We start from the raw sequence: 13,987 nt of genomic DNA, 5'->3' as shown, positions 1-13,987 counted from the left end.
CGCGTCGAACGCGCCGCCTACTGCTGCGCCTGCGACTGGCTCTGCGTGTGCCCCTCCTCCGTCGCGAGCAGCACGCTCGCACCGTCGTCGCGCTCGATGCTGAGCTCGACGCGCATCTCGCCCTTGCTGCCGGCGCTGCGGTACACGCCGCGCAGCGGCGTCACGTCGGCGTAGTCGCGGCCGATAGCCACGCGGACGTGGTGGTCGCCGGTGCGACAGCGCAGCGTCGGGTCGAAGCCCGTCCAGCCTGCGCCGGGCAGCAGCGCCTCGACCCAGGCGTGGCTCGCCTGCTCGCCCACGTTCGATCCGCCGGCCTCGTACGGCGCGAGGTAGCCCGAGACGTAGCGCGCCGGGACGCCGGCGAGGCGCAGCAGCCCGATCGTCAGGTGGGCGAAGTCCTGGCAGACGCCGCCGCCCGCGGTCAGGATGTCGTCGACGCTCGAGTGCACGTGCGTCTTGTTCTTCTCGTACTCGAACTGGTCGCGGACGTAGCGCACGACGCGCAGCGTGTACTCGAGCACGGTCTCGGTCGGCGCCGGACGCGCGGACCAGAAGAACTTCCGCAGCCGGTCGCTGAACGGCACGTAGCGACTCGGCGTCAAGAACTCGTAGTGCTGCGCCATCCGCGCCGCGTCCTCGGCGAGAAACTCGGAGAACGGAACGCGCAGCGGTGACGGCACGCGCGGCGCGAGACGCTCGACCACCGACACCGCGACGATGCTCAGCTCGTCGTGCGGCGGGTGCACCGAGATCGCGTGAACCTTGTTCTTGAAGGAGTCCTCGTAGGCGAGGACGGCCGCCTTCGGCGTCACCTCCAGCTCGAAGGACAGGCAGCGCTGGCCCGCGCTGTCGCGCGGCACGACGCGCACCTCGTTGTGCGACTCGTAGGCCGGCTTGTCGTAGCGGAAGTGGGTCGCGTGGCGAATGCGGAAGATCATGCGGCTCTCGTCCGTTCCCTCACTCGTAGCGCAGGTAGGTATCGAACACGGCGCTGCTGATGCGCTGACACTCGTCCTGCACCCCGAGCAAGAAGTCATGCAGGCCGCTCGCGATGACCTCGCCGGCGGAGCGCGACGCGAGCAGCCCCGCGAGCGCGTCCGACGCGAGCGGCATGGGCGTCGGCGACGGCTCGGGCGCCGACTGCGCGATGCGGCGCAGCGCGGTCTCGAGCCGGTCGACGCAGAAGCGCGCCGAGCGCGGAAACGTTCCGTCGAAGAGCAGCAGCTCGACGACGTGGTCGGTGCGGATCATGTTGCCGTAGGCGAGCCGGTAGGCCTCGAGCGCGGAAGCGCTGCGCAGCACCGCGGCCCACTGCAGCAGGTCGACCGGCCCGCCGACGTCCTCCACGCGCGGCAACAGGTAGTGGTACTTGATGTCGAGCAGGCGCGTGACGTTCTCCGCGCGCTCGAGCATCTGTCCGAGAACGATGAAATCGAAGCCGATGCCGCGCGGCAGCGTGCCGTTGATCACGCCCGCGATGCGGTAGAAGCGCTCCTGCAGCGACGAGAAGAACTCGAACACGTCGCTGGTCACGATGCGGTCGGGCGTCCACGACCGGGCGTCGAGGTAGAGCGTGTTGAGCTCGAGCCAGAGCTCCGACGAGATCCGGTGACGCAAGGTGCGCGCGTTGGCGCGGGCCGCGTTGATGCAGCTCCGGATCGAGCTGGGATTGTGCTCGTCGAGCACGAAGAAGCGTAGCACCGACGACTCGTCGGGCGCGGCGTAGTGCTGCGCGAAGAGCTCCTGGTCGCCCGTGATCGCGAGCAGCGACGACCACGCGTTACTCGCCGGCGCCGGACCCTCGATCAGCAGATGGTGATTGACGTTGACCAGGCGCGCGCGCCACTCCGCGCGTTCGATGTAGCGCGCGGCCCAGAACAGGCTGTCGGCGATGCGGCGCAGCATCTAGCGCTCCAAGACCCAGGTGTCCTTGCTGCCGCCGCCCTGCGACGAGTTCACCACCAGCGATCCCTCGCGCAGCGCGACGCGCGTGAGCCCGCCCGGCAGCACGCGCGGACGTTTGCCGAGCAGCACGAACGGACGCAGGTCGACGTGGCGCGGCGCGAGCGGGCCCGAGCCGTTCCCCGCCTCGCCGAGCAGCGTCGGGTGCACCGAGAGCTGCACCACGGGCTGCGCGATGAAGCCGCTCGGGTTGCGCTCGATGCGCTCGCGCGCCTCGATCAGCTCGCGGTAGGTCGCCTTGGGGCCGATGATCACGCCGTAGCCGCCCGAGGCGCCGGTCGGCTTGATGACGTAGCGGTCGAGGTCGCGCAGCACCATGCGACGCACGTCGGGATCGGTCAGCACGTGCGTCTCGACGATCGGCAGCAGCGGCTCCTCGCCGAGGTAGTAGCGCACGATCGCCGGCGTGTAGGCGAAGATCGCCTTGTCGTCGGCGATGCCGGTGCCCACACCGTTCGCGATCGCGACGTTGCCCGCGCGCACCGCCGCCATCAGCCCCGCGACACCGAGCAGCGAGTCCGGGCGGAACACGACGGGGTCGAGGAAGTCGTCGTCGATGCGCCGGTAGAGCACGTCGATCTGCTGCAGACCGTGCACCGTCTTCATGAACAGCTTGTGGTCGACGCACACGAGGTCGTGTCCCTCGACCAGCTCGATGCCCATCTGGTGCGACAGGAAGACGTGCTCGAAGAACGCCGAGTTGTGCAGCCCCGGCGTGAGCAACGCGACCCGCGGTCGCGACTGGCCGCGCGGCGCGAGCTCGCACAGACTCTCGAGCAGGTCGGCCGGGTATCCTTCGACGCTGCGCACGCCGCTCGCGCGCACCAGGTCCGGCATGAGCCGCGTCGTCACGACGCGGTTCTGGATGACGTAGGACACGCCCGACGGCGTCCGGACGTTGTCCTCGAGCACGTAGAAGCGTCCGTCGGCGCCGCGCACGAGATCGATCCCGGCGACGGTGACGAAGACGCCGTGCGGCGGCTTCACCCCGACCACCGCGTGCCGGTACTGCGAGCAGCCGAGCACCAGATCGCGCGGCACGACGCCGTCCTTCAGGATCTCGCCCTCGCCGTAGACGTCGGCGATGAAGGCGTTGAGCGCGCGCACGCGCTGGATGAGACCCGCCTCGAGCTGCGCCCACGTCGTGGCGTCGATGACGCGCGGGATCGGATCGAACGGGAAGATCTTCTCCGCGCCTTCGTCGAGGCCGTAGACGTTGAACGTCACGCCCATGCGCAAGAACATGCTGTCGGCACGCTCGCGCAGCTCGGCGAGACGCCGTGGGTCACGACCGAGGAGATCCTCGACGACGCGGACGCAGCCGGGTCGTGGCCGGTGCTCCTCGTCGAACATCTCGTCGAACAGCCCGGACGCGACGCGGTATGCATGCGAAACGGGCAGAGGATTGCTCACCGCCTGGGCATTCATCGTGGGCCTGCTTCGTCGAGCGGCGGGATTTGCCGCACCGTTGTGCCGCGCACCGAGTGCGCGCGGCTCTGGTCAGCAAGCCACATGCCCCCGCGGCGAGCGGGCGGCGCTGCGTCAGTCAGCGGGTGCGCACGCGCGTTCGACGCGTGCGCAGGAGCGCTCAGCGGGTAGGGGGCCGCGCTCGCCGGTGCGGATCAGCGCTCAGCGAGTGCGCGTGATCGCTTCGGCGACGCGACCGGGGAGGAGCTGGCAGACGCCGTCGGCGAGCCATCCCGCCGGCTCGAGCGCGACGCTCCAGTCGAGCTTGCGCGTCCGATCGCGCTCGCGATGCGCGTCGCGGCGCAGCTTCATCTCGTAGACCAGCAGCCCGTCCTCGCTGTGGCAGGTCGCGTCGGGATCGAGGTTGTAGATGAGCGTCTTCATCGGCTCGTTGTCGGGCTGCACCCACGCCTCGAAGCGGTCGATGCCGCGGTCGAGCGCGGCGTCCGCGAGCTCGCGCAGCAGCAACGAGCCGAGCCCGCGCCCCTGCATGTCGTCGATGATCGAGATTGCGATCTCGGCGCGCCTCGGGTCGTGATCGTCGCGCGTGAAGCGGGCGATGCCGACGCCCGGGCCGGGCAGGAAGCCGAGCCACGGCTGCTCGGCGCCGAGCGCGAAGCGGTGATGGCCGTCGAGGTCGAGGAGGCGCTCGATCATCCCCTCGGTGAGCCGCGGCGTCGGCGTGAAGAAGCGACGGTAGCGCGACTCCGGAGAGAAGCGCTCGAAGCCGGCGAGCAGCCGCTCGCGGTCGGCCGGGCGCAGCGGGCGGATGCGCACCAGCGTGCCGTCGGCCAGGCGGTGGAGGGTGAATTCCGTGAGGTCCATGGAGCTAACCTTCACCGAGCAGCATAACGCGGCGCGTTATCCTGGCAACCTGCGCCCGTCGATTTCTGCTGGTGGGCCGCTGGTGGCCGCGGAGTGACGAAGCGGCCTTTGTGAAACTGATTCTCATTTTCGCTCTGTAGCCCGTGTCCGCTCTTCCCAATACGCCCTGAAATGACGAGGCTTTCGGCCTGTCGCGCTCCTCTCGCACGGGGCCGTTGACAGGCCGCGCGCGCTCTTGCTAGACGCGGCTACCGCATTGAAATTGATTTTCAAAATCAATTGATTCGGTCCCAGGCCAGCGGTCGCAACCCCGAGCCACGACGGTTCCGCGCGAGGCGCGCGGCGACGCGTGCGCTCGCGCGGGAAGCGGAGACGACTTGGCCATGCCCATCACCCGACACCACCAAGCACCGCACCGAGCCCGCAGTCCGCGGCAGCGCACCGCGCTGCTCGCGGTGCCCGCGGACTACGGCAAGGGCTCGTTCGTCGTGACGGTGGCGACCGGGCCGCACGGCTCGGTCACCCACGACTCGCTGCGCGACGGCGGGCCGGTCGCGTTCTTCGACGCGCTCGCGCGTCAGCTCGAGGGGCTCGCGCGATGAGCGAGCGTGCGGCACCGAGCAGCGCTCCGAGCGGTGGGGCAACCAGCGCGCGGCGGCGCGCCGTGCGCGACGCGCGCTGCGCCTGCGGCAACCTGCTCGCCAAGCTCACCGCCGGCGGCGTCGAGCTCAAGTGCCGCCGCTGCAAGCGCATCGTGCTCGTGCCGTGGACCGGTGCTCGGCGCGTCGCCCTGCACTCGGCCACCGCGCACGAGCGCGAGTCGCCCTGAGCGGCGCCGCGCGATGCCCGTTTCCGAACGTCTTGCGCTGCTCGACGTTCGTCCCCGGGGCCGGGGCGGCATGCGGTCGCCCGGCCCGCCCTCTCTCGCTGAAGAAAGATCCGCGATGGTTGCAACCCTCTTCCGGCTGAGCACGCGCTGCGCGCCGACTCTTTGCCTCATCCTGGTTTCGCTGGCGTGCTTTGTGATTGACACGGCGCTCGCGACGACGGCACCCGAGGCGGCTTCCGACGAGGCGTCCGCGCAGACGAGCGCGCCCGAGGCCGCTCCCGAGGATGCGACGGCGTCCGGCTCCGACCTCGACGCCTCGTTCCTCATGGCCGAGACCGTCGTCACCGGCACCAAGACCGAGCACCCCGTCGACGAGACGCCGGTCCCGACGCAGGTCATCCCGCGCAAGCAGATCGAGGAGACGGCGACCATCAACATCGAGGAGGTGCTGAGCCAGATCCCCGACCTCTACGTGCAGCAGAACCAGGAGTTCGGGCTCGGCGCGAGCGTCGTGCGCATGCAGGGCGCGGATCCGAACAAGGTCGCGATCCTGCTCGACGGACAGCGCTTCCGCGGCGGCATCGACGGCGTCGTCGACCTGCGCGACATCACCACCGTGCCGATCGAGCAGGTCGAGATCATCCGCGGTCCGGCCTCGAGCCTCTACGGCAGCGATGCGATGGCGGGCGTGATCAACATCCGCACGCGCGCCGGCTCGCCGGATCTTTCGCTTGCCGCGACCGCCGCGGGCGGCTCGTTCTCGCAGCAGCTCTACAACGTGAGCCACGGCTACCACGTGGGTCCCGTGCGCTACTTCATCGCGGCGCAGCACGACGAGGTCGCGATCGCCAAGCTCTTCGGCGACATCAGCGACCAGTACTCGGGCGAGCGCGTCGACGACACGCAGAAGCGCGACAGCGTCTTCGTCCGCCTCGACTACCCGACCGAGACGCAGTCGCTGCGCATCACCACCGACTACCTGAAGAAGCGCAACCCGCTCAGCAACTCGGACGACCTGACCAACGGGATCTTCTGGAACTGGCAGCCGTTCGAGGGCTGGTACGTCGACCTCGAGGGCAGCCGCTACGGCTTCCAGCGCAAGAACGACCTCGAGGGCTTCGTCGAGGACAACGACTACGCCGACTGGGAGGCCGAGGCGCGCGTGACGGCGCCGGAGCTCACCCTCGCCGCGACGCGCCACCTGCCGATCGCCGGCATGCGCTTCCGCTACGAGACCTTCAGCGCGCCGTCACAGACGATCGGCGGCGACGACGGCATCACCGCGCCGCCGATCGACGCGAGCGCGACGCAGCTGAGCCCCTTCCTGCAGGACGAGATCTTCCTGCACGACCAGTGGAGCCTGGTCCTCGGCCTCAGCCTCGACGACCACAACCGCTACGGCCTCGAGGTCAATCCGCGCGGCACGCTGATGTGGCGTCCGACGAGCGACCTGAGCTTCGGCTTCACCGCCGGACGCGGCTACCGCGCGCCCGACCTGCTGCAGCTCTACGACATCGACATCAACAACGTCGCGATCGTCGGCAATCGCGTGACCGGCTACGCCATCGTCGGCAACCCGAACCTGAAGGCCGAGACCGACGTCGCGTTCAACTTCGAGGCGTCGTGGCGGCCGTGGCGCGGCATCCGCAGCAGCCTGGTGCTGTTCCGCCACGACTTCGACAACCTGATCGCCAACGTCGTCGCCTGCCCGACGCCGACGATGTGCAACCCCGGCTTCAAGAACCCGTTCCCCGATCTGCAGGGACCGATCTTCTCGTTCGACAACGTCTCGAGCGCGCGAACGCAGGGCTTCGACCTCGGCCTCGACTTCTTCCCGCTCGACTGGATCTGGGAACAGGGCAGCGACCCGCACGTGGTCAAGCTCAGCATTGCATACGGGTTCCTCGACAGCGAGAACCAGAGCGGCATCCCCGGCGAGGACGGCAAGCAGCTGCCCTTCCGGCCGAAGAACCGCGCCATCCCGTCGGTCACCTACACGCACACGTACTTCGGGACGACGCTGCGCATCTGGGGTCAGTGGGAGGACGTGAGCTACGCCGACCTCGGCAACACCGAGGAGGGACGCATCCCCTCGCACTGGTTCTGGAACTTCAAGCTGTCGCAGAAGCTGCCCGGGCTGGTGCGTCTGCTCGGCGCCGAGTCCCCGAGCTGGCTCGAGGGCGTGGCGGTGTTCGCGCAGGGCCTGAACGTCTTCGACGAGGTGCTCGAAGGCGTCGCGGTCGCCGGGGATGCGCGTCAGCTCTCGACGCGCGCGACCTTCCTCGGCGGCGTGACCTACAAGTTCTGAGATCGATCAGCGCGGCCGCCCCTCGATCACGCAGACGTTGGCGGGGGTCGGCAGGACGCGCTCGAGCTTGAAGCCGGCGGCCTCGTACAGCGCGCGGAACTCCTCTTCCGAGCGCTGACGGCCGCCGGTGTTCACCAGCATGTTGACGTCGTTGGCCGCGGCCCCCCGGCTCGCCCACGAGCGGTCGATCCGCGGCGGATAGACGCCCTCGATCACGAGCAGCTTCGCGTCGCCGCGCATCGCGCGGCGGCAGCAGCGCAGGATCGCGGCGGCGCGCTCGTCGTCCCAGTCGTGGAGGACGTGCTTCAGCAGGTAGGCGTCGCCGCCGCCGGGGACGCGGGCGAAGAAGTCGCCGGCGACGGCGGTGCAGCGCTCGTCGAGGCCCGCGGCGGCGATCTGCCGGCGCGCGCGCTCGACCGCGTGCGCCTGGTCCATCACCACGCCGCGCAGGTGCGGGTGCGCGGACAGAATGCCGATCAGCAGCGCGCCGTTGCCGCCGCCGACGTCGATCAGCGTGCCGAGCTTCGAGAAGTCGTAGCTCGCCGCGACCGCCATCTCGGTCATGCGCGTCGCGTCCGCCATCGCGGCGTCGAAGACTGCGGTCGCCTCGGGGTCCTTCGCCATGTCGGCGAACGGATCGACGACGCCACGCTTGCGGTACGCAGGCGCGCCGGTGCGGACGCAGTACTCGAGCTCCGCCCACGCCTCCTGCGTGCGCGGACCCGCGAACAGCAGCACCATGCTGCGTGCGCTGCCCGGGACGTCGTCGCGCAGGCACTGCGAGAGCTCCGTCAAGGCAAAGGAGCCATCGTCGCCCTCGTCGAACACGCCGACACTCGCGAGCAGACGCAGGACGCGGCGCAGCGCGCCCGCGTTCGTGCCGGTCGCGGCCGCGAGATCCGCGGCCTGACGCGGGCCGTCGCGCAGCAGATCGGCGATGCCGAGCTTGGCCGCGACGTACAGCGCGCGCGGCACGTAGTGCCCGACCGAAATCTGGTAGAGGACCGCCTGCGGCGGGAACGCCGGTTGCGCGCTCTGCTGCCCCACGACGGACCTCCTTTCTGCGCCTTCAGCGCAGCGCTTCGAGACCTCCGAACAGCGTGTCGTAGCTGCTCTGGTGGCGGAACCGAACGACCACGTGGTCTTCCACTTTGCCGTGGAAGAGCGCGTTGTGCCACCACACGTTTTCGTAGACCGGCCCCGACTCGTGGATCTCGGCGCGGCAGTTGAACTGCTGGCAGCGCAGCCGCGACAGCTCCGACTTGTCGTCCATGTCGAAGACGTGAAACACGAGCGCGCAGCGGAAGTCGGCGCGGAGCGCGACGACAGCGGCCGAATCACGCGGCAGCAGCGTCGTGATGCTGGTCGGGTCGAAGCCTTCCGTGCTCGTGTAGTAGTCGCGCATGTACGCGATCCCGCGGTCGTAGATCGCGCGCGCCCCTTCCGCCGCGGCGCCCTCGTAGATCGCGCGGAACTCGGCGGTCTTCTTCTCGAGCTGATCCTCCGCGGGTAGCAGCCCGCAGACGATCGCGTGCGCGCTCGCACCCGGTCCGACGCCCGGACGGCGCACCAGCAGCAGCGGCGCGACGCCGACGTGCGGCGAGCCGTTGCGCTCCTCCATCGTCCAGCGTCGCAGGCGCACCTGCCAGTCGAGGAACTCCTCGGGCAGCATCGTCGTGCGGCTCCAGGGACGCAGCGCTTGACGGATCATGGGTCTGGTTTCTCCTTTCTCTCACAAACGGCGCATCGGGTCGGCGGGCCCGTCGACACGCAGCCGCAGCCGTCCGTTTTCGTGCTCGACGCGCGCCGCGACGCCGAACACGTCCTGCAGCATCTCCGGCACGATCACCTGCTCCGGCGGTCCGCTCGCGTAGATCCGGCCGCGGTGCAGCACGGCGACCCGGTGCGCGACGTGCGCGGCGTGCTCGAGGTCGTGCAGGACGAGCACGACGCTCGTGCCGAGCTCGCGGTTCACGCGCACGAGCAGGTCGAGCACCTCGTGCTGGTGACGCAGGTCGAGGGCCGCCGTCGGCTCGTCGAGCAGCAGCAGCTCGGCGCGCTGCGCGAGCACCATCGCGAGCCAGGCGCGGCGCCGCTCGCCGCCGGACAGCGTCTCGACGCGGCGGTGGCGAAGCTCCGCGAGCCCCATCGTGCGGATCGCCGCCGACACCGCGCTGCGGTCCGCGGTGCGCGGCATCTCGAGCCAGCCGCGGTGCGCGTGCCGACCGCACAGCACCAGGTCGTCGACGGTGAGACCTTCCGCGCACTGCGGCTCCTGCGGCAGGCGCGCGAGACGACGGGCGAGCGCGCGGCGTCCGTAGCGGCGCAGCTCCTTGCCGTCGAGCAGCACGGTTCCCAGACGCGGCGTGAGCGCTCCGCCGAGCGCCGCGAGCGTCGTCGACTTGCCCGAGCCGTTCGGACCGACGAGCGCGACGATCTCGCTCTTGCCGATCGCGATGCTCAGGTCGCGCACGACGTCGCGCGTGCCGCGCGGGTGGCGCAGGTGCAGACCGCGCGCTTCGAGCAGAGCCGTCATGTCACCCGCCGCCAGAGGATGGCGAGGAAGTACGGCCCGCCGATCAGCGCGAGCAGCGCGCCGACGGGAAGCTCGAGCGGTGCGGCGAGCGTGCGCGCGGCGGCGTCGGCCGCGACGACGAGCGTCGCCCCGCCGAGCATCGACAGCACCAGCGAGCGCGCGTGCTCCGGTCCGACGAGCAGCCGGATCCAGTTCGGCACCACGAGCCCGACGAAGCCGACCAGCCCCGCGACGCTGACCGCGCCCGCCGCGAGCAGCGCCGCGAGACACGACACCAGCACCCGCGTCCGGCGCACGCCGAGCCCGACGCCGCTCGCCGAGTCGTCGTCGAGCAGCAGCAGATCCAGCGCGCGCACCGAGAGCAGCGCGCACGCGCTGCCGAGCACCGCCGGCAGCGCGACGATGCGGACCTCACGCCAGCCGCAGCCCGCGAGCGAGCCGACGGTGAACGCGACGAACGCCGGCGCGCGATCCGCGAACAGGAACGTCAGCAGCGCGATGCACGCGAACAGCACCGACTGCACCGCGACACCCGAGAGGATGATGCGCAGCGGACCCTTCGTGCGCGGCCCCGTCTCCGCAACGGCGAGCACGACGGCCGCCGACGCGAGCGCGCCGAAGAAGGCGAGGAAGGGCAGCGCCAGCGAGACCTCGGGCAGGAGCACGATGCCGAGCAGCGCGGCGACGCCCGCGCCGGCGCTGACGCCGATCAGCGACGGATCGGCGAGCGGGTTGCGCACCACCGTCTGCAGCAGCGCGCCGGCGACGGCGAGCGACGCGCCGACCAGCGCGGCGGTCGCGATGCGCGGCATGCGCACCTGCCAGAGCGCGGTGTGCAGCGGGTGCGCCGCGTCGAGCAGCGCACGCGGCACGTCGGCGATCGGCAGGCGCGCCGCGCCGACGCCGAGCGCCGCGATGAGCGCGACGCCGAGCGCGAGCGCGAGGATCGCCACCCAGACGCCCGGCCGCTCCGCAGCCCGCGCGCGCAGCATCTCGAGCCGCGCGACGGCGCGCGCGGCCCACACCCGCGCGAGGCTGCTCATCGAGAGGACGTGTCGATGGACGGCGAAGCGGACGCGGTCGCGGGCGCGACCAGGCGGACCAGCCGCTGCGCCGCCTCGGGCATGGCGAGGCCCGGATTTGCCGCGAAGGTCTGCGCGTCGAGCACGTGCACGCCGTGCTCCGCCTGCTGAAAGCTCTTCCAGGGACCGCGCGCGTCCGCGCGCCGCAGGAACGCGGTGCGGATCGCCTCCGGGTCGCCGTGCGCCACCAGCAGAACCAGCGACGGCTGCATCGTCGCGAGCAGCTCGTCGCTCACCTGCACGTAGCCCGGAAAGGACTCCTTCCCGGTGCTGGTCGCAGCGAGGTTCTGAAAATTGAGCTTGCCGAGGAGGTCGCCGAACCAGGTGCGCTCGGTGATGACGAGGAAGCTGCCGGGGGCGCCGAAGAAGGGCAGGGTAGGGATCGGCGTCGGCAGCGCGGCGCGCGCGAGCGACGCCTCGCTGTCGCGCACCGCCTGCTCCATCGCGTCCGCCGCGCCCACGCGGCGTCCGAGCTCGCGCAGGCCGTCGAACGTGCTCGCGACCGAGTTGGTGTCGAGCAGCAGGACCTCGGCCCCGCCGCGTCCGAGCTGCTCGGTGAGCGCCGCGTGCATCGCTCCGTCGGCGACCACGAGCTGCGCCCCGCTCTCGGCGAGGCGCTCGAAGCTCGGCGCGTGCGGGCTGCCGAGGTCGATCACGCCTTCGGGCACCGGCTCGGTCATGCTGCGACGCACGGTCGCGACGACCACGGCGTGCTCCGGCACGCGCGCGAGCGCGTCGGCGGCGAACGGAACGAGCGACGCGACCCGCACCGGCGCCGCCGCGGCGGCGGCCGGAACGGCGACACCGGCGCCCAGCAGCAACGCGACCAGCGCGAGAAGCGCGACAGGCCGCCTCCGGTCGACGCGAGCGACGCACCGCGCGCTCGGGCGCAAGGCGCTGGCGGAGGACCCGAGGTCGAGGTCGATGGCGAGGGTCAGATGTCGTGCGGCTGGGCGCATCGCGGTGGCGCTCTCCCGTTGCGACCCGGCGATCCGGGCCGTGTTCGTCATGCGCCTCGCGGGCGTCGGTGGTGGTTCGTGGCTTGACTCGTCGGTGGCTGGCGACTACTTCCTAATTGAAAATGATTCTCAAAATCAACCCCGACTCGGCCTGAGCCGGGGTCCGATCGGCCAGCGGTCCGTGGAGAGCCCAGAGCCTGCAGCGACGCTTCGGCGCGCGACGCGAATCCCTACCCGGCTCGGCCGGGCTCGAAGAGGAGAAACGAACCGATGGTGCGATCCAACCCGACGAAGTGCTGGCGACGTGTGGCGGGCATGCTCGCTGGCGTGCTGATGCTGGCCTGTCCGCTCGCCGCGCGAGCAGCGGTGATCACGATCGACAAGAACACCCCCGGCACGTCGTACGACGGCGTGGTCGACGGCTTCCCCGGCATCGCGCCGCTCGACGGCAATCCGGACACCGCCGGCAACGCGCTCGCCGTCGGCCTGAAGGAAGGCGCGACCGAGGAGCGCGCGATCATCGAGTTCCCGCTGGCGCCGCTCGCCGGCGTCTCGGCGGGCGACGTGCAGAGCGCCATCCTGACCTTCAACATCGACGACGTGCTGTCGACCTTCGGGCCGGGCACGACGTTCGACGGCACCGCGTCGGAGCGGATCTACGTCAAGACCTACGCCGGCGACGGCACGGCCGGGCTGGAGGATTTCGGCAAGGGCACGCAGGTCGCGACGGTGAACGTCGGCGGCGGGATCACCGACGACAGCCTCTCCGCGAGCGGCCCGGTGAAGTTCACCGTCGACCTGACCTCGGCCGTCAAGAGCCTGCTCGGCTCGGGCGCGACGCACCTCGGCATCGTGCTGTCGACCGACGACAGCCCGACCGGCACCTCGCTCGACGACCTCGGGGTCAACGGCGCGGGCCCGCCGGGCGTGAATGGCGCGACGATGCCCTACCTCACCGTGACCACGGCCGGCGCCCCGCAGCCGACGCCGACGCCGGGCGGTGGCGGCCCCGGCACGCCGACGCCGCGGCCGACGCCGACGCGCGCGCCGCAGCCGCATCCCACCGGCGACATCGCGTCCGCGCTGTTCACGCCGCTGCCCGAGGGGCGCGGTGACCAGCTCGTGTTCTACTACGACGCGCGCGACGGCTACACGACGTTCCTCAACCTGCACAACACGAGCGACGACGAGGTCGTGGTCGACGTGGTCGCCTACGGCCCGGACTTCGGCACGCCGTTCAGCGACACGGTGACGCTCGCCGCCGGCGCGACGCGCACGCTCGACGTCGGCGAGATGCGCGACCGCGGTCTGCCCGCGCAGTACGGCGTCGCGTTCGCGACCGTCGTCGATCCGTCGGGCACGCCGCTCGTGAGCCGCGCGCTCGCCGGCAACTTCACGGTCGCGAACCTCTCGACGGGCGCGGCGTGGGGCGCGCCCGCGGCCGGCCGCACCGCGATCGAGCTCGGCGCGAGCGGCGTCGTCACGCCGGCCGTCGGCACGCCGATCGACGGCGACACCGTGGTTCTGCGCGCGATCCGTCCCGAGCAGGTCAGCCTGGCGACGTACTACGACCCGGCGACGCTGCAGGATCCGGAGCTCGGCGGCAACCAGCTCATCTTCCTGTCGTTCAACGACGTGCCGGGCGAGACCTTCTCCGCCGAGGCCGCGACCACGCACTGGCGCTTGACGGCGCGGCGCAACGACGGCCAGCAGCTCGCGGTCGACGCGTACACCGCGGACGGCGTCGTGGTGACGCACCTCGAGGCGGTGCTCGGCGAGGCCGCGGCAGGGCAGGCGGGGAGCGTGCTGTTCGCCGCCGACCCGTCGGGCGCGTACAACCGGCTCGTCTTCTTCACGGAGGCGCTGGGCACGTTCGCGACCGGCTACCTGCTGCCGCACGTGACCCCGTAATCGGAGGCGGGGCCGCGCCGGCGCCCATCCGGCGCGGCCCCGGTTTGACACCCGCAAGCGCGGGCCTTACCTGGGCTGATGAAATTGCGAATCATCTTCGACACGGGG

General features: G+C 71.0%; 13 protein-coding genes. 4 read left to right on the top strand and 9 right to left on the bottom strand.

The window, feature by feature from the left end:
* Positions 1-17: 17 nt before the first annotated feature.
* The 4 genes from VIS07_14755 to VIS07_14740 all read right to left on the bottom strand — a co-directional run bounded on the left by VIS07_14755 (position 18) and on the right by VIS07_14740 (position 4,254).
* Positions 18-938: a transglutaminase family protein gene (locus VIS07_14755; GenBank protein HEY8516766.1), complete on the bottom strand. Its 921-nt coding sequence runs from the start codon at positions 936-938 to the stop codon at positions 18-20.
* Between the two features lie 19 nt (positions 939-957).
* Entirely contained in the window at positions 958-1,905 is a 948-nt protein-coding gene (locus tag VIS07_14750; GenBank protein ID HEY8516765.1) for an alpha-E domain-containing protein, read from the bottom strand.
* Positions 1,906-3,390: a circularly permuted type 2 ATP-grasp protein gene (locus tag VIS07_14745; protein HEY8516764.1), complete on the bottom strand. Its 1,485-nt coding sequence runs from the start codon at positions 3,388-3,390 to the stop codon at positions 1,906-1,908. It lies immediately after the preceding gene.
* A gap of 201 nt (positions 3,391-3,591) precedes the next feature.
* Positions 3,592-4,254 carry a GNAT family N-acetyltransferase gene (locus VIS07_14740; protein ID HEY8516763.1) on the bottom strand — a complete coding sequence of 221 codons (663 nt, stop codon included), beginning with the start codon at positions 4,252-4,254 and terminating at the stop codon, positions 3,592-3,594.
* 383 nt (positions 4,255-4,637) lie between these two features.
* Here VIS07_14740 and VIS07_14735 point away from each other — a divergent pair, with 383 nt between their 5' ends.
* The 3 genes from VIS07_14735 to VIS07_14725 all read left to right on the top strand — a co-directional run bounded on the left by VIS07_14735 (position 4,638) and on the right by VIS07_14725 (position 7,391).
* Positions 4,638-4,856, top strand: coding sequence for a hypothetical protein (locus VIS07_14735; protein HEY8516762.1), 219 nt, complete (start codon positions 4,638-4,640; stop codon positions 4,854-4,856).
* Entirely contained in the window at positions 4,853-5,083 is a 231-nt protein-coding gene (locus tag VIS07_14730) for a hypothetical protein (protein HEY8516761.1), read from the top strand. The genes VIS07_14735 and VIS07_14730 overlap by 4 nt, the downstream gene beginning before the upstream one ends.
* Before the next feature lie 115 nt (positions 5,084-5,198).
* A complete protein-coding gene (locus VIS07_14725) occupies positions 5,199-7,391 on the top strand; it encodes a TonB-dependent receptor (protein ID HEY8516760.1) in 2,193 nt (730 codons plus the stop codon).
* Between the two features lie 6 nt (positions 7,392-7,397).
* On the opposite strand, the gene VIS07_14720 is transcribed toward VIS07_14725, so the two are convergent.
* From VIS07_14720 to VIS07_14700, 5 genes are read right to left on the bottom strand one after another with little or no spacing between them, the layout of a single operon-like run.
* A complete protein-coding gene (locus VIS07_14720; GenBank protein HEY8516759.1) occupies positions 7,398-8,438 on the bottom strand; it encodes a methyltransferase in 1,041 nt (346 codons plus the stop codon).
* Between the two features lie 22 nt (positions 8,439-8,460).
* Entirely contained in the window at positions 8,461-9,102 is a 642-nt protein-coding gene (locus VIS07_14715; GenBank protein HEY8516758.1) for a hypothetical protein, read from the bottom strand.
* A 21-nt stretch (positions 9,103-9,123) separates the two neighbouring features.
* Positions 9,124-9,927 carry an ABC transporter ATP-binding protein gene (locus tag VIS07_14710; GenBank protein HEY8516757.1) on the bottom strand — a complete coding sequence of 268 codons (804 nt, stop codon included), beginning with the start codon at positions 9,925-9,927 and terminating at the stop codon, positions 9,124-9,126.
* Positions 9,924-10,970 (bottom strand): iron ABC transporter permease, encoded by a 1,047-nt coding sequence (locus VIS07_14705; GenBank protein HEY8516756.1) that lies wholly within the window; start codon positions 10,968-10,970, stop codon positions 9,924-9,926. The genes VIS07_14710 and VIS07_14705 overlap by 4 nt, the downstream gene beginning before the upstream one ends.
* Positions 10,967-11,830: an ABC transporter substrate-binding protein gene (locus VIS07_14700; protein ID HEY8516755.1), complete on the bottom strand. Its 864-nt coding sequence runs from the start codon at positions 11,828-11,830 to the stop codon at positions 10,967-10,969. Before VIS07_14700 ends, VIS07_14705 begins: the two co-directional genes overlap by 4 nt.
* A 408-nt stretch (positions 11,831-12,238) precedes the next feature.
* Between VIS07_14700 and VIS07_14695 the strand changes: the two genes are divergently transcribed.
* Positions 12,239-13,879 carry a hypothetical protein gene (locus VIS07_14695; protein HEY8516754.1) on the top strand — a complete coding sequence of 547 codons (1,641 nt, stop codon included), beginning with the start codon at positions 12,239-12,241 and terminating at the stop codon, positions 13,877-13,879.
* Positions 13,880-13,987: the final 108 nt, after the last annotated feature.

It is taken from the genome of Candidatus Binatia bacterium, from assembly GCA_036563615.1.
GTDB lineage: Bacteria > Desulfobacterota > Binatia > UBA12015 > UBA12015 > DATCMB01.
This window is presented reverse-complemented; position numbering and strand designations above follow the sequence as displayed.

What these genes read in the sequence shown, in the direction of transcription:
- VIS07_14695 (HEY8516754.1), top strand. Translation starts at nt 12,239, where the DNA reads ATGGTGCGATCCAACCCGACGAAGTGCTGGCGACGTGTGGCGGGCATG.
- VIS07_14735 (HEY8516762.1), top strand. Translation starts at nt 4,638, where the DNA reads ATGCCCATCACCCGACACCACCAAGCACCGCACCGAGCCCGCAGTCCG.
- VIS07_14715 (HEY8516758.1), bottom strand. Translation starts at nt 9,102, where the DNA reads ATGATCCGTCAAGCGCTGCGTCCCTGGAGCCGCACGACGATGCTGCCC.
- VIS07_14730 (HEY8516761.1), top strand. Translation starts at nt 4,853, where the DNA reads ATGAGCGAGCGTGCGGCACCGAGCAGCGCTCCGAGCGGTGGGGCAACC.
- VIS07_14705 (HEY8516756.1), bottom strand. Translation starts at nt 10,970, where the DNA reads ATGAGCAGCCTCGCGCGGGTGTGGGCCGCGCGCGCCGTCGCGCGGCTC.
- VIS07_14750 (HEY8516765.1), bottom strand. Translation starts at nt 1,905, where the DNA reads ATGCTGCGCCGCATCGCCGACAGCCTGTTCTGGGCCGCGCGCTACATC.
- VIS07_14745 (HEY8516764.1), bottom strand. Translation starts at nt 3,390, where the DNA reads ATGAATGCCCAGGCGGTGAGCAATCCTCTGCCCGTTTCGCATGCATAC.
- VIS07_14755 (HEY8516766.1), bottom strand. Translation starts at nt 938, where the DNA reads ATGATCTTCCGCATTCGCCACGCGACCCACTTCCGCTACGACAAGCCG.
- VIS07_14740 (HEY8516763.1), bottom strand. Translation starts at nt 4,254, where the DNA reads ATGGACCTCACGGAATTCACCCTCCACCGCCTGGCCGACGGCACGCTG.
- VIS07_14725 (HEY8516760.1), top strand. Translation starts at nt 5,199, where the DNA reads ATGGTTGCAACCCTCTTCCGGCTGAGCACGCGCTGCGCGCCGACTCTT.
- VIS07_14710 (HEY8516757.1), bottom strand. Translation starts at nt 9,927, where the DNA reads ATGACGGCTCTGCTCGAAGCGCGCGGTCTGCACCTGCGCCACCCGCGC.